Here is a 16,786-nt window from a genome sequence, read left to right on the forward strand (position 1 = left end):
AAGGACGCCGTCTCCGAGGTGAAACGGTCACCCGTCAGCTGCATGCCGTCACCGGAGTCGCCCGCGAAACGGATGATCACCCGGTCGAGCCGGCGTACTTCCTTCTCGGTGCCGTGGTGGGGCGTCGCCGGGGCGCTGCGCTGCTCCCCGACCAGGGCCTCACCGGCCTCGCTACTGACCTGGCTGGTCACTGAACTGGACCTCCCTCGCGGCAAGGGGACTCTCCGCCGGAGGCGGGGAGAAGGCTCGGGGTGCGGCAGGCGGCCTCCGTGCGGAGATCACCTTCCGTCCCGAGGCCCACCCTACGACGGTAAGGGGGGCCTTCCCGGGACTTCTCACATCGCGGACCTCTTCTTGAGATGCCCTCTTGCCTTGAATTGTCACGTTCCGTCGCCACCCGGAGTGTTCCGGAAAGTCGGATTCCGGCTCATCCCTTGGAACCAGGACCAGGATATCTGACAAGGTGTCAGATGATCAGGACTTCAGGTACGTCAATACGGCGAGTACCCGGCGGTGATCACCGTCACTCGGGGAGAGACCCAGCTTCAGGAAGATGTTGCTGATGTGCTTCTCCACCGCACCGTCGCTCACGACCAGCGCCTTCGCGATGGCGGAGTTCGTCCGCCCCTCGGCCATGAGACCGAGGACCTCCCGCTCGCGCGGGGTCAGGTTCGCCAGCACGTCCTGCTGCCGGCTCCGGCCCAGGAGCTGCTGCACGACCTCGGGGTCCAGGGCCGTACCGCCTCCGGCGACCCGGACGACGGCGTCCACGAACTCGCGGACCTCGGCGACGCGGTCCTTCAGCAGATAGCCCACGCCCCGGCTGGAACCGGCCAGGAGTTCGGTGGCGTACTGCTCCTCCACGTACTGCGACAGCACGAGCACGCCGAGTCCCGGGTGCTCCTTCCGGAGCCGCACCGCCGCCCGCACGCCCTCGTCGGTGTGGGTCGGCGGCATCCGGACGTCCGCGACGACGACGTCCGGGAGCGCGCCGTCCCCGGCGAGCCGGGCCACCGTCTCCACGAGGGCCTCCCCGTCCCCGACCCCCGCGACGACGTCGTGCCCCAGATCGGTCAGGAGCCGGGTCAGCCCCTCCCTGAGCAGTACGGAATCCTCGGCGATGACCACCCGCACGCGCCCCGCCACGTCTTGCCCACTCACGCTTTGCCGCCCCCTGCGTAGATCCTCCGGTCGGACCTTCAGCATGGCACCTCCCGCGACGACGACGGGCGGGCGGCCGTGCCGTGCGGGCCCCGCGCCCGGGCGGTGCGACGCCATGCGGGCCCGCCTCCGTGTGGGGCGCGCCCGCGCTGGGCAGTGCCCGCTGCCGTGTGGGCAATCGTCCCGCATGGGGGTCCCCCCAGGACGAAGTCCTAGGGGGAGGGACGGGTGGGCACACGGGACGGCGCCCTTCAGCGGCGCCTCCGCGTTCCGCGCCCTGACCCGCACCCCATTGCGCGGCGCACGCTCGGTGCGGGTTCAGGCGGGGGAGCCTCTGGCGTCGGCAAGGGCGCCGTCCGTTGTGCCCACCCTCCCCCAAGCTCTCGGCTTCGCTCGAGCAGGGGGGACCCCCATCGCCCCTTGCGGAACGCCTGCCCACAACGGGAGGCGGCGAGGGCGCAGCCCGCAACGGGCGGGGCTCCGCCCCGGTGGAGCGGTGCTCACAACGGGGGCGGCACGGGGCGCGGGTCCCGTGAGAGGCCTACGCGCGCCAGGGCAGTTCCACCGTCACCGTCGTCGGGCCGCCCGCGGGCGAGTCCACCGCCAGGACCCCGTCCACCGCCCCGACCCGCTCCGCGAGCCCCGCCAGCCCCGATCCGCCCCCGATGACCGCGCCCCCCACCCCGTCGTCCCGTACCTGCAGCATCAGCCGGTTCTCCGTGCGCCACACGTCCACCCACGCCCGCCGCGCCCCCGAGTGCCGGGTGACGTTCTGGAGGAGCTCCGAGACCGTGAAGTACGCGATGCCCTCGATCGCCGGCGCCGGCCGCGAGGGCAGGTCCACGTCCACGGACACCGGGACCGAGCACCGGGAGGCGACGGCGGAGAGCGCCGCGTCCAGGCCCCGGTCGGTGAGGACCGCCGGGTGGATGCCCCGCGCGAGGTCCCGCAGCTCCTGGAGGGCGAGCTTCACCTCGCCGTGCGCCTCGTCGACGAGCACCGCCGCCGCCTGCGGGTCCCGCGCCAGCTTCTCCTTCGCGAGCCCCAGGTCCATCGCGAGCGCGGCGAGCCGCGCCTGCGCCCCGTCGTGCAGGTCGCGCTCGATGCGCCGCAGATCGGCCGCGGCGGTGTCGACGACGACGCCCCGGTCGGACTCCAGCTCGGTGACGCGCGAGGCCAGCCGGGACGGGCCGAGGAGCCCGGAGACGAGGAGCCGGTCGACGGAGACGAGTCCCCGCAGCACCCAGGGGCCGACGAGGACGAACACGAGCCCGATGGCGCTGGTCACGGCGATCTCGAAGGGCGCGTCCAGGTAGAAGGAGTGCGTGGCGTCCCCGTACAGCTGGATCCCGTCCTGCCCGACCCACGCGGGGAAGACCCACTGCCACAGCGGGTACGTGAAGAGGGCCCAGCCCCAGGCGTAGAGCGCCACGGTCACCGCGAACGAGAACACCGCCCACGGCATGTGCAGCACCGCGTACAGCAGGTGTCGCCACGACGCGCCGCTCTTCAGCATGGCCCCCATCCAGGAGAGCGCCCCGCCGGTCCGCCCGCGCACCGGCTCCGGCGCGGCGACGTGGAGGTCGAGCAGCCCGCGCGCCCGGGCCCGCTCCACCGCGCCGAAGCCCCGGCACATGCCGAGCGCCCCGGCCAGGATCGGCACGCCGAGGAAGGTGATGAGCAGCCCGGCGCCGGCCGACACGAAGGCGATCGAGAGCACGAACCAGCAGACGCTCAGCGGGAACCCGATCAGCACGTACAGGACGGCGCGCCAGGTGCGGGCCTCGAAGGGCGCGCGGATCGCGGCAGGGAGGGGGTGGGCAGCCATCGCGGTCTTCCTCGTCTCCTGGGAGGGGGCGGTAGCGGTACGTGTTCCAGGGTTCCGTCCCGGGCCCCGCCGGACCATGAGGCGGGTGGGCGTCTGCGGGCGGGGGTTTTCCCTACCTGCGGGCGCCACCCGCGGACGTACCCCCTACCTGCGGGACGCGGTCGCCGGCCGCGACCGCCACGGCAGCTCCGCCGTGACCGTCGTCGGACCGCCCTCGGGGGAGTCCAGGACCAGCAGCCCGTCGACCGCCCCGAGCCGCTCCGAGAGCCCCGCGAGCCCCGTACCGCCGTCGAAGCGCGCCCCGCCGGCCCCGTCGTCCCGCACCTGGAGCATCAGCCGCTCGTCCGCACGCCAGACCTCCACGGAGGCGGACCGGGCACGCGCGTGCTTGGAGACGTTCTGGAGGAGTTCCGAGACCGTGAAGTACGCGATGCCCTCGATCGCCTCCGCCGGCCGCTCCGCCAGGTCCACGTTCACCGTCACCGGCACCGTGCAGCGCGCCGAGACGGAGGAGAGCGCCGCGCTCAGGCCCCGGTCGGTGAGGACGGCCGGGTGGATGCCCCGGGCGAGGTCCCGCAGCTCCTGCAGGGCCAGCTTCACCTCGCCGTGCGCCTCGTCGACCATCGCCGCGGCGGCCTCCGGGTCCTCCAGCAGCTTCTCCTTGGCGAGGCCGAGCCCCATCGCGAGGGCCACGAGCCGCGCCTGCGCCCCGTCGTGCAGGTCCCGCTCGATGCGCCGCAGGTCCGCCGCCGCCGTGTCCACGACCACGCCCCGGTCCGACTCCAGCTCGGCGATCCGCCGCTCCAGCTCGTCGGAGGGCGAGAGCAGCCCCCTGACCATGCCCCGGTCGGCGTTGGCGAGGCCGCGGGCCACGAAGGGGAGGACGGGCCAGAGGACGAGGAGCGAGACCAGGGTCACGGTGAACGTCACGATCCCCCAGGGCAGCCGGATCAGCCCGTACAGCTGGGTCCGCCAGGCCACCGGGTCCTTCAGCGAGCCCCAGAGCCAGCCGAAGAAGCCGCGGTGCCGGGGCAGCGGCGACGGCTCGACGACCTTCACCCCGAGCAGCCCGCGGGCCCGCGCCCGCTCCGACCGGCCGATCAGACGGGCGCCGCCGAGGCCGAGGGCGAGCAGCGGCAGGCCGATGACGGTGACCGAGAGGCCGACGCCGAGGGCGATGCCGACGATCGCGTACACGAAGCCGGCCACCGAGGTGAAGAGGTTGGAGAGGAGGAAGGCGATCTCCTTCCAGGTCTCCCTGCCGTAGGCGAACCGCAGCGGCGGACGCGGGTCGTCGGCGGAACCGGAGGGGCCGGACGGGCCGGGGGTTTCGGGGGTGCCGGGGGAGTCGGAGCCGGACGGGCCGGAGGGGCGGGACGACTCGGCGGACTCGACGGGATCAAGATCGGCGCTCATGCTCCCCAGACTGCCGGTCGGGCAGGCCGCGACGCCATGGGGGAGGTGGGTGAGCGGAAGGGGGGCTATCCCCACTTGCCGCAGCGCTCACGAAGGCACCCGCGACTGCTTACGGTCCCTTTAGCAGGGCCTAGACTCGCGTGCGTACAGAGTGACTCATGAGACACCGAGACCGAGGGGCGGACGTGCGGGAACCGACCGTTGTCGCGGCCGACGCGGCGGACTACTTCCAGACGTACTCCGTCGTCGGCCTGCTCGCCGTCGTCGGCGTGCTCTTCGTCGCCGTGGCGTTCGGCGCGGGCCGGCTGCTCAGGCCTGTCGTGCCGACGCCCGAGAAGCTCCTCACCTACGAGTGCGGTGTCGACCCCGTCGGGGAGGGCTGGGCCCACACCCAGGTCCGCTACTACGTGTACGCCTTCCTCTACGTCATCTTCGCCGTCGACTCGATCTTCCTCTTCCCCTGGGCGACGGTCTTCGCCGCGCCCGGCTACGGCGCGACGACCCTGGTCGAGATGTTCGTCTTCCTGGGCTTCCTCGCCGTGGGGCTGCTCTACGCATACAAGAAGGGCGTCCTGACATGGACGTGACCCCGCTCCCGGCCCCGAAGCTGGGCACGCTCGCCCGGCTGGCCCCCGAGCCGATGAAGGTGGTCCTGAACTGGGGCCGCCGCTACAGCCTGTGGGTCTTCAACTTCGGCCTCGCCTGCTGCGCGATCGAGTTCATCGCCGCGTCGATGGCCCGGCACGACTTCATCCGGCTCGGCGTGATCCCCTTCGCGCCGGGCCCGCGCCAGGCCGACCTGATGATCGTCTCGGGCACGGTGACGGACAAGATGGCGCCGGCCGTGAAGCGTCTGTACGAGCAGATGCCCGAGCCGAAGTACGTCATCTCCTTCGGCGCCTGCTCGAACTGCGGCGGCCCGTACTGGGACTCGTACTCGGTCACCAAGGGCGTCGACCAGATCATCCCCGTCGACGTGTACGTGCCGGGCTGCCCGCCGCGGCCCGAGGCGCTGCTCCAGGGCATCCTCAAGCTCCAGGAGAAGATCGCCCGGGAGAGCCTGGCGGAGCGGTACGCGACGCATCCGTCGGTGGCGCAGCTGACGAGCCCGCTGACGCCCCCGCCGGGAGGCCAGGCATGAGCACGTACGACTCCCTCCCCGACTCCGTGACGGAGGTCTTCGGCGAGGAGGCGACGGCGGAGCGGGCCTACGACCTGCTGACGGTCGACGTCCCGCCGACGGCCTGGCTCACTGCGCTCACGACGGCCCGCGACGAGCTGGGCTGCACCTACTTCGACTGGCTGAGCGCGGTGGACGAGCCGGGTACGGGCTTCCGCGTGTGCGCGCACGTGGTGGCGCTGGGGGAGGGCGCCCCGAAGCGGCTCCTGCTGCGCACGACGGTCCCGCACGACGCGCCGCTGCTGCCCACCGCCGTCGAGGTGTACGCGGGCGCGGGCTGGCACGAGCGCGAGACGCACGAGATGTTCGGTGTGGCCTTCGAGGGCCACCCGCACCTCGTCCCGCTCCTGCTCCCCGAGAACTTCGAGGGCCACCCGCTGCGCAAGGACTTCGTCCTCGCGGCGCGGGTCGCCAAGGCGTGGCCGGGCGCGAAGGAGCCGGGCGAGTCGCACGACGGCGGCGGCCCGAAGCGCCGCCAGATGCTCCCGCCGGGCGTCCCGGACCCGAACGAATGGGGCCCCCTGAAGGGCCAGCTCCCCCCGGCCCCCGCCCGCCCGGCCCGCGCGGCTGCCGGCGAGCGCCCGGTGCGCCGAGCCCGCACGGCTACGGAGGGCTCGGCGAGCCAGGCGGTCCCGGAGCCGGGCGCGACGACGGAGGACGCCACCGCGACCCGCCCGCCGCGCCGCACCCGCTCGGCGTCGGAGGGCTCGGCGAGCCAGGCGGTCCCGGAGCCGGGCGCGACGACGGAGACCCCCGCCCCTGCGGGCCGCCCGCCGCGCCGCACGCGCACGGCGGCAGACGGCTCGGCAAGCCAGGCGACCCCGGAGCCGGGTGCGCCGGTGCGCCGTTCCCGCTCGGCAGCGGACGGTTCCGCGAGCCAGACGGCTCCGGAGTCGGGCGGCTCCACGGAGGCCCCGGCCTCCACGGCCCGCCCGCCGCGCCGTACGCGCTCCGCGGCGGACGGCTCGGCGAGCCAGACGGCTCCGTCCTCGGCGGACGAGACGCCGGACACGGCCGGCCCCGCGCCCCGCGCGGGGGCCGCCACTCCGCGTACCCGCAGCTCGGACGCTCCCTGGCACCACGCCCGCCCGGCCTTCGACGAGGAGCCGACGGCACCGGCCGAGCCCGCGCCACCGAAGGGCCCCGCAACCCCGGCACCCGACGACTCGGCCCCGGCCCCAGCGGCCCCGGAGCCCGCCACCGAGGTCCCGGCCGCCCCGGCAGCCGACGAGCCAGCCCCGCAGCAGGCTGCGGCCCCCGGCCCGGAGGCCCCGACGGAGGCCGCGTCCCCGACGGAGGTCCCGGCCCCGACGGAGGCCCCGGCCCCGAAGGAGGCCGCGTCCCCGACGGAGGTCCCGGCCCCGACGGAGGCCCCGGCCCCCGAGGCTCCGGACGCCCCGGCGTCCGCGCCCGCCGCGCCGCCGGAGGCGACCGACCCCGCCCGTCAGGGCGAGCCCGCCGACGGCAACGCCGGCGACAACGACCACCCCACCGACCCCGCCGGAGGCGATCCCGCGTGAACGACGCACTCGACGTCGCCGTCCGGCTGCTCATCGTCTTCGGGGTCTTCCTCGTGCTGCCGCTCGTCATCGGGCAGACCGAGCACAAGGTCATGGCCCACATGCAGGGCCGGCTCGGCCCCATGTACGCGGGCGGTTTCCACGGCTGGGCCCAGCTCGTCGCCGACGGCGTGAAGTTCGCGCAGAAGGAGGACGTGGTCCCGAAGGACGCGGACCGGCGGATCTTCCAGCTCGCGCCGGCCGTCGCCCTCCTCCCGTACCTCCTCGTCCTCGTCGCGATCCCCATCGGGCCGAGCGAGGGGGCCGTCGGGCAGCTCGTCGACGCGGGCATCTTCTTCGTGCTCGCCGTCATGGGCGTCGGCGTCCTCGGCAGCCTCATGGCCGGCTGGGCCTCCGCGAACAAGTTCTCGCTGCTCGGCGCCCTCCGTACCGCCGCCCAGCTGCTCGCGTACGAGCTGCCGATGCTGCTCGCCGCCGCCTCGGTCGCGATGGCCGCCGGCACCGTCTCGCTGCCCGGCATCCTGAACGCCTTCGAGTGGTGGTGGCTGCCCTGGCAGATCATCGGCGCGCTCGTGTTCTTCGTCGCCGGCCTCGCGGAGCTCCAGCGGCCCCCGTTCGACATGCCGGTCGCCGACTCGGAGATCATCTTCGGCGCGTACACCGAGTACACCGGCCTCCGCTTCGCGCTGTTCCTGCTCGCCGAGTACGCCGGCATCGTCGTCCTCTGCGGTCTCACCACCGTCCTCTTCCTCGGCGGCTGGCACGGCCCCTTCGGCGCCGACGGCCTCGGCTGGGTCTGGACCCTCCTCAAGGCGGCCGTCCTCGCCTTCGTCGTCATCTGGCTGCGCGTGAGCTACCCGCGCCTGCGCGAGGACCAGCTCCAGAAGCTCGCCTGGACGACCCTTGTCCCGCTCGCGCTCGCGCAGATCGCGCTCACCGGCATCGTGAAGGTGGCGATCCAGTAACCATGACCGCGTCCCTCCCGCCCACCCGGCCCCGCATTCCCGGCTCCGGCCTCGCCAAGGGCCTCGCCGTCACCCTCCGCACGATGACGAAGAAGAACGTCACCGCGCAGTACCCGGACGTGCAGCCCGAGCTGCCGCCCCGCACCCGCGGGGTCATCGGCCTGTTCGAGGAGAACTGCACGGTCTGCATGCTGTGCGCCCGTGAGTGCCCCGACTGGTGCATCTACATCGACTCCCACAAGGAGACGGTGCCGCCCGCCGCCCCCGGCGGCCGTGAGCGCAGCCGGAACGTCCTCGACCGCTTCGCCATCGACTTCGCGCTCTGCATGTACTGCGGCATCTGCATCGAGGTCTGCCCCTTCGACGCGCTGTTCTGGTCGCCCGAGTTCGAGTACGCGGAGACCGACATCCACGAGCTCACCCACGAGCGCGACAAGCTCCGCGAGTGGATGTGGACGGTCCCCGAGCCGCCCGCGCTCGACCCGCGCGCGGAGGAGCCGAAGGAGATCGCCGCGGCCCGCAAGGCGGCGGAGAAGGCCGCCGCGCAGGCCGCCCAAGCCGCCGCCGAAGCCGAGGCCCAGGAGGACCAGCAGTGATCCTCGCCGCCCAGACGGTCGCCCAGACCGCCGCCCAGGCCACCCACGGCTTCCTCTCGCCCACCGGCGTCGAGGTCGCCTTCGTCCTCGTCGGCATCGCCACCCTCGGCGCCGCCCTCGTCACCGTCACCACCCGCCAGCTGGTGCACGCCGCCCTCTGGCTGGTCGTGGCGCTCGGCGGGCTCGCCGTCGAGTACCTGCTCCTGACCGCCGAGTTCATCGCCTGGGTCCAGGTCCTGATCTACGTCGGTTCCGTCGTCGTCCTCCTCCTCTTCGGTCTCATGCTCACCAAGGCCCCCATCGGCCGCTCCCCGGACGCCGACTCCGGCAACCGGCCGGTCGCCCTCGCCGTCGCCCTGGCCGCCGCGGCCGCCCTCGTCTGGGTCGTCGTCGACGCGTTCCGTACGACCTGGATCGACCTGGACGGCCCCGCCCAGGGCTCCACGGGCGTGACCGGCGAGATCCTCTTCCAGCACTGGGTGCTGCCCTTCGAGGCGCTGTCGGTGCTGCTCCTCGCCGCCCTGGTCGGCGCGATCGTCCTCTCCCGGAAGAAGAAGGAGGACGAGAACTGATGCACCTCGCCTACCCGGCCGTCCTCGCCGCCCTCCTCTTCTCCGTCGGTCTCTACGGCGTGCTGGCCCGCCGCAACGCGATCCTGGTCCTGATGTCCGTCGAGCTGATGCTCAACGCCGTCAACCTCAACCTGGTCGCCTTCGACGTCTGGCTCCGCGACACCCTCCACGCCGGCCAGGCCCTCACCCTCTTCACGATCGCCGTCGCCGCCGCGGAGATCGGCATCGGTCTCGCCATCGTCCTGATGGTCCACCGCAACCGCGGCACCGCGGACGTCGACCGTCTCCGCGACACCAGGGAACAGCCGTCGGCCGAGGAACAGCCGTCCGCCGAGGAGAAGGCCGAGGCCGCCGCGTGACCACGACCACCCTCGCCGTCCTCGTCCCCCTCCTTCCCTTCCTCGGCTCCGCCGCCGGCCTTCTGCTCGGCCGCACCGCGCCCGGCTTCGTCCGCCCCCTGGCCGTGCTGCCGACCCTCGCCGCCGCGGTCCTCGCCGTCCTGGTCGCCGCCCGCCAGGGCGGAGGCAAGGCGATCGACGCCGCCACCCAGCTCACCCCGACCGGCTCGGTCCCGATCGATCTGAGCCTCCACATCGACGGCTTCGCGGCGCTCGTCGCCGTCCTCGTCGGCGTCGTCGCGACCTGCGTGCAGATCTACTCGACCGGCTACCTCCGCGACGACCCCCGCTACCCGTCGTACGCCGCGCTCGTCTCCCTCTTCACCTCCGCGATGCTGGTCGTCGTCTACTCCGGCGACCTGATGGTGCTCCTGGTCGGCTGGGAGATCATGGGCATCTGCTCGTACTTCCTCGTCGGCCACTACTGGGAGACCCCGGAAGCCCGGTCCGCCTCCCTCAAGGCCTTCCTCGTCACCAAGCTCGGTGACGTCCCCTTCCTCATCGGTCTCTTCGCGCTCGCCGTCGACGCGGGCACGTTCCGGATCACGGGCGTCCTCGGCGCCGTCGCGAGCGGCGGACTCGACCACCCCACGGTGATCGCGCTGCTGCTGCTCGCCGGCGTCGCGGGCAAGTCCGCGCAGTTCCCGCTCCACACCTGGCTCCCGGACGCCATGGCCGGCCCCACCCCCGTCTCCGCGCTCATCCACGCGGCGACGATGGTCGCCGCCGGCATCTACTTCACGGCCCGGCTCCTCCCCGTCTTCGCCGCCTCCGCCGCCGCGATGACCGTGCTCGCCGTGATGGCCGCGCTCACGATGGTCGGCTCGGCGCTGGCCGCGCTCGCCCAGGACGACATCAAGCGGGTCCTCGCCTACTCGACGATCGGACAGCTCGGCTACATGGCCGGGGCCCTCGCCGTCGGCGACCGCGGGGCCGCCGTCTTCCACCTCCTCTCGCACGCCGCGTTCAAGGCGCTCCTGTTCCTCGCCGCCGGCGCGGTCATCCACGCCGCCGGCACGAACTCGCTCACCGCCATGTCCCGCATGAGCGGTCTCGCGAAGCGCATCCCCGACGCGTACTGGACGATGACCGTCGCCCTCCTCGCGCTCGCCGCGATCCCGCCCTTCGCCGGCTTCTTCTCCAAGGAGGCCGTCCTCGTGGCCGCCGAGCACACCGCCCTCGGCGAGCGGGACGTCGCCCCCGCCGGGGCCGGCTGGATCGTGCTCGTCGCCGGGCTGCTCACGGCCCTGCTGACCGCCGCGTACGCGCTCCGGCTCTGGCTGCGGACCTTCCGCGGCCGCGGCGCCGAAGCCCCCGATCACGGCCGCCAGCCGATCGCCATGACGAGCGTCCTGTGGGTCCTCGCGATCCCCACCCTCGGTTTCGGTCTGACCGCGACGTACCTCGACGACTGGTTCGACGGGAACGCCCTCACCCCGACCCTGACCACGGCCGTCCTCGGCACGGGCCTCGCCGCCGCCGGAGCCGTCATCACCTACGCGGTCTGGCGCACCCTCGCCGCCCGCACGCCGGTCACCCCCCTCCCGCACGTCGCCCACCCGGACGCCGAGGCGGGGCAGGTCGAGGCCGAGGCGCTGCACCTGCCGCACCCCGCCGAGGACCCGGCCGACCCCGGCCGCGCCCTCCTCGGACCGCTGCACGGACCGGCCGCCGACGGCTTCCACCTGGACGCCGTCTACCGGACCGCCTTCGTCCGCCCCGTACTCGCCGCCGCCTCCCTGGTCCGCTTCCTGGACCGCGAGGTCGTCGACACCTACGTGAGCGCCGCGGGCAACTCCGCCAAGGGGCTCGGCTGGCTCGTCCGCCGCGCCCAGACCGGCAACGTGCAGACCTACCTGAGCGCCCTGCTCGCCGGCTCCGTCGTCCTGGCGATCGTCGCCGTCGCCCTCGCCAACGCCGCCGCCGGAGCGTGAGCCGTGATCGATATCAGCGAATCCGTGATGCAGTTCCTTCTGGCGTTGATCGTCGCCGGCCCGCTCCTCGGCGCCGCCGCCGCTCTCCTCCCGGCCCCGCCAGGGCTGAAGGGGAAGTCGCCCGACCAGGCCGTGCTCCGCCACGGCGTCACCGTCACCGGCGTCATCCTGCTGGCCGCGCTCGTCCTCGCGCTCGGCTTCGACCACGACCACCCGTCGAAGATGCAGGCCACGACGGACATCAGCTGGATCAGGGCACTCGACGTGCGCATCCACCTCGGTGTCGACGGCATTTCCCTCCCCCTCCTGGTCCTGACCGCGCTGCTGACCTTCCTCTGCGCGCTCTACTCGTACTTCAAGATGCCGTCGGGCCCGTCCCCGAAGGCCTTCGTCGCCCTGCTGCTCGTCCTCGAGTCCGGCACCCTCGCCACCTTCGCCGTCCTCGACCTCGTCCTGTTCTTCCTGGCCTTCGAGATGGTCCTCATCCCGATGTACTTCCTCATCGCCCGCTGGGGCGGCGAGGGCAGGCAGGCCGCCGCCTGGAAGTTCATCCTCTACACGCTGCTCGGCTCCGTCGTCATGCTGCTCGGCCTGCTCCTCATCGGCGTGAAGGCGGGCACGTTCGACATGGTGGCACTCGCCACTGACAACGGCCGTGGACTGACCACGTCCGTGCAGGTCATCGCCGTTCTCGCGATCGGTCTCGGGCTCGCGGTGAAGACCCCGATGTGGCCGCTGCACAGCTGGCTCCCGGACGCCCACACCGCCGCCCCGACCGTCGGCTCCGTCCTCCTCGCCGGCGTCCTGCTGAAGATGGGCACGTACGGCTTCGTGCGGATCGTCCTGCCGATCACCCCCGACGGCATGCGGACCTTCGCCCCCTACCTCGCGGCCTTCGCCGTCGCCGGGATCATCTACGGATCGCTCGCCTGCCTCGCCCTCGCGAAGCCCGGCAACAAGGGCGACCTCAAGCGCCTCATCGCCTACTCCTCCGTCGGCCACATGGGCTTCGTGCTCCTCGGCATCGCCACCATGACCCCCACCGGGGTCAACGGCGCCCTCTTCGCCAACATCGCCCACGGCCTCGTCACCGGCCTGCTGTTCTTCCTGGTCGGCGCCGTCAAGGACCGGTACGGCACCGCCGACCTCGACACCCTCGCCGGAGCCACCGGCGCCGCCCTCTACGGCCGCGCCCCCCGCCTCGGCGCCCTCCTCGCCTTCGCCTCCGTCGCCTCCCTCGGACTGCCCGGCCTCGCCGGCTTCTGGGGCGAGATGCTCGCCCTCTTCGGCGCCTTCGACCCGGCCGAGGGCCTCAGCCGCCCCGCCTTCCTCACCTTCATGGCGATCGGCGCCTTCGGCACCCTCCTCACCGCCGCCTACCTCCTCGTCGTCGTCCGCCGCGTCTGCATGGGCGGCCCGCGACCCGCGGGGGAGACGGCGATCGCCGACGTCCAGGGGTACGAGTTCGCCGCCTGGACCCCCCTCGTCGCCCTCACCGTCCTCGCCGGACTCTGGCCCGCCGTCCTCCTCGGCCTCACCGACCCGGCCGTCCAGCAGCTCCTCGCCGGAGGCACCCAGTGACGTCGTCGCTCGTCCAGTCCGTCGACTGGCTCACGATCGCGCCCCCCACCCTCACGGCCGTGGTCGCCCTCGTCGTCCTCGTCGCCGACCTCTTCGTGCCGCAGGACCGCAAGCAGCTCCTCGGGTGGACCGCGATCGGCGGCCTCGTCGCCGCCCTCGCCCTCCTCCTGCCGCTGCGCTCCGGCGACCGCGCCACCTTCTGCCTGACCGCCACGGCCCAGGCCGAGGGCCACGCGCCCGCGTGCAGCTACACCGCCGACCACTTCACGCTCGTCATCCAGCTGCTCGTCCTGGCCGGCGCGCTGGTCACCGCGTTCCTCTCGATGGACGAGACCCGCGAGAGGCTCCCGGCCGGCGAGTACTGGTTCCTGCTGCTGTCCTCGGCCGCCGGCGCCGCCCTGCTGCCCGCCTCCCGCGACCTCGCCACCCTCGTCGTCGCCCTCGAAGTGGCCTCGCTGCCCGCGTTCGCGCTCGTCGGCCTCAAGCGCGGCGACCGCATGTCCGGCGAGGCCGCCCTCAAGTTCTTCCTGTCCTCCGTCACCGCGACCGCCGTCACCCTGCTCGGCGTCAGCTTCGTGTACGCGGCGACCGGCACCCTCCACCTCGCGGAGATCGCCCAGCGCCTCGACGACGTCCCCGGACAGCTCCAGACGCTCGCCGAGGCCGGAGTCGCCCTCACCCTCGTCGGCTTCGCCTTCAAGACGGCCGCCGTGCCCTTCCACTTCTGGGTGCCCGACACCTACGTCGGCGCCCCGCTGCCCGTCGCCGCCTACCTCTCCGTCGTCGGCAAGGCCGTCGGCTTCACCGGCCTGATCCTGGTGACGGTCGTCGCCTTCCCGTCGTACGCGGACGTGTGGGGCCCGGCGCTGGCAGCGCTCGCCGCGCTCACCATGACCGCCGGGAACGTCGCCGCCCTGCGGCAGGTCTCCACGCGCGCGTGGAGCGCGGTGCGCCTCCTCGCCTGGTCCTCCGTCGCCCAGGCCGGCTACCTCCTGGTGCCGATCGCGGCCGCCGCGTACTCCAGCGACGACCAGATCGGCGCCACCGTCGCGTACGCCCTGATGTACGCCGTCGTGAACCTCGGCGCCTTCGCGATCGTCGCGCTCGTCGCCCGGACCCACCCCGGGAACCGGATCGCGGACTACCGGGGCCTGTACGCCGCGAGCCCCGCGGCGGCCCTCGCGCTCGGGTTCTTCCTCCTGAATCTGGCCGGTTTGCCCCCGGGTATCATCGGCCTCTTCGCCAAGGTGACCGTCTTCTCGGCGGCCGTCGACGCGGGTCTCGGATGGCTGGCCGTGATCATGGCCGTCAACGTCGTGATCGCGCTCTACTACTACCTGCGCTGGACCGCGCTGCTCTTCCGCGCACCGGAAGGCGCACCGGAAGGTGCACCCGAGGGCGCCCCCGTCACGCACAGGGCCCCCGCGCCGGTCACCCTGGCGATCGTGCTGACCGCCGCCGCCGGAGTCGTCCTGTCGGGCTACCCGCAGTTCGCCCTCCGCTTCGCGACGGGCAGCCTCTTCTAGTCCCCCCACAGAGAGAACCGAGGAGCAACACCCCGTGCTGAACGGATTCAAGGACTTCATACTTCGCGGGAACGTCGTCTCGATGGCCATCGGTCTGGCCGTCGGCTCCGCGTTCACGGCCGTCGTCACGGGTTTCAGCAAGGCGTTCATCACCCCGCTCATCGGTCTCGCCACCGGCTCGGTCGGCGACTTCAGCGAGGCCAAGTTCACCATCGGCAAGACCGACTTCCCCTATGGTCTGGCGATCGCCGCCGCCATAGCGTTCGTCATCACCGCCGCGGTCCTCTACTTCCTCATCGTCGTCCCCATGACGAAGATCCAGGAGAAGTTCGCCAAGGAGGAGGCGAAGGACCCGAAGTCGGAGAAGCGCGACTGCCCCCGCTGCTTCACCGAGATCCCGGCCATCGCCTCCCGCTGTGCGCACTGCACCAGCGAGGTCGAGCCCATCGCCGCCGTCGCCGGCCTGGAGAAGATCCCCGCCGCGCGCTGATCACCCGAACGGCCCACACGGCACCCCGTGCGAGCTGGGGAACCCGAACCTCCCGCCTGGCGTTGACCCGTACGGGAGGGTCCACTGGACGAAGTAGACCGCGACCAGGAAAAGGGTTCCCCTGCCGCACCACTTGGAGGGCGTACCGTGCACCGCCGGCACAACGGGCTGAGGACCGCCGTCCTCCTCGGAGGGCTCTCGGCCCTCATCATCGTCATCGGCAGCTTCTTCGGGCGTACGGGGCTGATCGTCGCGCTGCTCGTGGCGCTCGGCACCAACGCGTACGCGTACTGGAACAGCGACAAGCTGGCGCTGCGGGCCATGCGGGCCCGCCCGGTGAGCGAGTTCGAGGCCCCCGCGCTCTACAGGATGGTGCGCGAGCTCTCCACGCAGGCGCGTCAGCCCATGCCCCGGCTCTACATCTCGCCGACGCAGGCGCCCAACGCCTTCGCGACCGGCCGCAACCCGCGCAACGCCGCCGTCTGCTGCACCGAGGGCATCCTCGCGATCCTCGACGAGCGCGAGCTGCGCGGGGTCATCGGCCATGAGCTGAGCCACGTCTACAACCGGGACATCCTCATCTCCTCGGTCGCCGGAGCGCTCGCCTCCGTGATCATGTTCCTGGTCAACTTCGCCTGGCTGATCCCGGTCGGCCGCTCCAGCGACGACGACGGCCCCGGGATCCTCGGCTACCTGCTGATCCTCATCCTCGGCCCGATCGCCGCCTCGGTCATCCAGCTCGCCATCTCCCGCTCCCGGGAGTACGAGGCCGACGCCTCGGGCGCCCAGCTCACCGGGGACCCGCTCGCCCTCGCCAGCGCCCTGCGGAAGCTGGAGGCCGGCACCAAGCAGCTGCCGCTGCCGCCCGAGCCGAGGATCGAGACGGCGAGCCACATGATGATCGCGAACCCCTTCCGGCCCGGACAGGGCCTCTCCAAGATGTTCTCCACGCATCCGCCGATGGCCGAGCGGATCGCCCGGCTCGAACAGATGGCAGGTCGACGCCCGTGAAGACGATCCTCAACGTCATATGGCTGATCCTGTGCGGATTCTGGATGTTCCTGGGCTACATGCTCGCGGGCGTCCTGCTCTGCATCACGATCATCGGCATCCCGTTCGGACTCGCCGCGTTCCGCATCGGCGTCTACGCGCTCTGGCCCTTCGGTCAGACGGTCGTCGACCGCCGCGACGCGGGCGCGCCGTCCTGCGTCGGCAACGTGCTGTGGCTGATTCTGGCGGGGTGGTGGCTCGCGCTCGGGCACATCACCACGGGCATCGCCCTCTGCATCACGATCATCGGCATCCCGCTGGGCATCGCGAACTTCAAGATGATCCCGGTGTCGCTGCTGCCCCTGGGCAAGGAAATCGTCCCGACGAGCCAGGCGTACGGCACGTACTGAGGGACCCGCGCGTATGGGGTGGGTCCGCCCCGTGTGGGACCCGCGCCCGCGCCGGGCCCGGCGCCCCGCCCCGCTGCCGTGTGGGCAATCGTCCCTCCCCAGACTTCGTCCGGGGGGACCCCCAGGGCGGGACGGGTGGGCACACGGGACGGCGCCCTTCAGCGGCGCCTCCGCGTTCCGCGCCTGGACCCGCACCACCAGTGCACTGCGCACGGGGTG

17 protein-coding genes are annotated in these 16,786 nt (G+C 72.7%); 13 read left to right on the forward strand and 4 right to left on the reverse strand.

Annotated elements, in window-relative coordinates; translation table 11 throughout:
• The 4 genes from ABT041_RS38330 to ABT041_RS38345 form a co-directional block, all read right to left on the reverse strand.
• Nucleotides 1–191, reverse strand: a 191-nt coding sequence (locus tag ABT041_RS38330; RefSeq protein WP_351193634.1) for a hypothetical protein, incomplete at its 3' end; no start/stop codon positions are given.
• 283 nt (nucleotides 192–474) lie between these two features.
• A complete protein-coding gene (locus ABT041_RS38335) occupies nucleotides 475–1,134 on the reverse strand; it encodes a LuxR C-terminal-related transcriptional regulator (RefSeq protein WP_351193665.1) in 660 nt (219 codons plus the stop codon).
• A gap of 568 nt (nucleotides 1,135–1,702) precedes the next feature.
• Nucleotides 1,703–2,989 carry a sensor histidine kinase gene (locus tag ABT041_RS38340; protein ID WP_351193637.1) on the reverse strand — a complete coding sequence of 429 codons (1,287 nt, stop codon included), beginning with the start codon at nucleotides 2,987–2,989 and terminating at the stop codon, nucleotides 1,703–1,705.
• Between the two features lie 144 nt (nucleotides 2,990–3,133).
• Entirely contained in the window at nucleotides 3,134–4,405 is a 1,272-nt protein-coding gene (locus tag ABT041_RS38345; protein WP_351193640.1) for a sensor histidine kinase, read from the reverse strand.
• A gap of 158 nt (nucleotides 4,406–4,563) precedes the next feature.
• Here ABT041_RS38345 and ABT041_RS38350 point away from each other — a divergent pair, with 158 nt between their 5' ends.
• From ABT041_RS38350 to ABT041_RS38410, 13 genes are all read left to right on the forward strand, one after another.
• Nucleotides 4,564–4,992: an NADH-quinone oxidoreductase subunit A gene (locus ABT041_RS38350; protein WP_174518279.1), complete on the forward strand. Its 429-nt coding sequence runs from the start codon at nucleotides 4,564–4,566 to the stop codon at nucleotides 4,990–4,992.
• Nucleotides 4,983–5,546 (forward strand): NADH-quinone oxidoreductase subunit B, encoded by a 564-nt coding sequence (locus tag ABT041_RS38355; protein ID WP_351193643.1) that lies wholly within the window; start codon nucleotides 4,983–4,985, stop codon nucleotides 5,544–5,546. Before ABT041_RS38350 ends, ABT041_RS38355 begins: the two co-directional genes overlap by 10 nt.
• Entirely contained in the window at nucleotides 5,543–7,105 is a 1,563-nt protein-coding gene (locus ABT041_RS38360; RefSeq protein WP_351193645.1) for an NADH-quinone oxidoreductase subunit C, read from the forward strand. Before ABT041_RS38355 ends, ABT041_RS38360 begins: the two co-directional genes overlap by 4 nt.
• Nucleotides 7,102–8,070, forward strand: coding sequence for a complex I subunit 1/NuoH family protein (locus ABT041_RS38365; RefSeq protein ID WP_351193647.1), 969 nt, complete (start codon nucleotides 7,102–7,104; stop codon nucleotides 8,068–8,070). The genes ABT041_RS38360 and ABT041_RS38365 overlap by 4 nt, the downstream gene beginning before the upstream one ends.
• 2 nt (nucleotides 8,071–8,072) lie before the next feature.
• Nucleotides 8,073–8,666, forward strand: a complete 594-nt coding sequence (locus tag ABT041_RS38370) for a NuoI/complex I 23 kDa subunit family protein (protein WP_351193649.1) — start codon at nucleotides 8,073–8,075, stop codon at nucleotides 8,664–8,666.
• Nucleotides 8,663–9,238, forward strand: coding sequence for an NADH-quinone oxidoreductase subunit J family protein (locus ABT041_RS38375; protein WP_351193651.1), 576 nt, complete (start codon nucleotides 8,663–8,665; stop codon nucleotides 9,236–9,238). The genes ABT041_RS38370 and ABT041_RS38375 overlap by 4 nt, the downstream gene beginning before the upstream one ends.
• Nucleotides 9,238–9,597, forward strand: coding sequence for an NADH-quinone oxidoreductase subunit NuoK (gene nuoK / locus ABT041_RS38380; protein WP_351193653.1), 360 nt, complete (start codon nucleotides 9,238–9,240; stop codon nucleotides 9,595–9,597). Before ABT041_RS38375 ends, nuoK begins: the two co-directional genes overlap by 1 nt.
• A complete protein-coding gene (locus tag ABT041_RS38385) occupies nucleotides 9,594–11,570 on the forward strand; it encodes an NADH-quinone oxidoreductase subunit 5 family protein (protein ID WP_351193655.1) in 1,977 nt (658 codons plus the stop codon). Before nuoK ends, ABT041_RS38385 begins: the two co-directional genes overlap by 4 nt.
• 27 nt (nucleotides 11,571–11,597) lie before the next feature.
• Nucleotides 11,598–13,151, forward strand: a complete 1,554-nt coding sequence (locus ABT041_RS38390) for a complex I subunit 4 family protein (protein WP_351193667.1) — start codon at nucleotides 11,598–11,600, stop codon at nucleotides 13,149–13,151.
• Nucleotides 13,148–14,677 (forward strand): NADH-quinone oxidoreductase subunit N, encoded by a 1,530-nt coding sequence (locus ABT041_RS38395; RefSeq protein ID WP_351193657.1) that lies wholly within the window; start codon nucleotides 13,148–13,150, stop codon nucleotides 14,675–14,677. The genes ABT041_RS38390 and ABT041_RS38395 overlap by 4 nt, the downstream gene beginning before the upstream one ends.
• Before the next feature lie 34 nt (nucleotides 14,678–14,711).
• Nucleotides 14,712–15,167, forward strand: coding sequence for a large conductance mechanosensitive channel protein MscL (gene mscL, locus ABT041_RS38400; protein ID WP_351193659.1), 456 nt, complete (start codon nucleotides 14,712–14,714; stop codon nucleotides 15,165–15,167).
• 147 nt (nucleotides 15,168–15,314) lie between these two features.
• Nucleotides 15,315–16,178 carry a zinc metalloprotease HtpX gene (gene htpX, locus ABT041_RS38405; RefSeq protein ID WP_351193662.1) on the forward strand — a complete coding sequence of 288 codons (864 nt, stop codon included), beginning with the start codon at nucleotides 15,315–15,317 and terminating at the stop codon, nucleotides 16,176–16,178.
• Nucleotides 16,175–16,567, forward strand: a complete 393-nt coding sequence (locus ABT041_RS38410) for a YccF domain-containing protein (RefSeq protein WP_351193663.1) — start codon at nucleotides 16,175–16,177, stop codon at nucleotides 16,565–16,567. The genes htpX and ABT041_RS38410 overlap by 4 nt, the downstream gene beginning before the upstream one ends.
• The last annotated feature ends 219 nt before the right edge of the window (nucleotides 16,568–16,786 follow it).

It is taken from the genome of Streptomyces sp. NPDC002825, assembly GCF_040295385.1.
GTDB lineage: Bacteria > Actinomycetota > Actinomycetes > Streptomycetales > Streptomycetaceae > Streptomyces.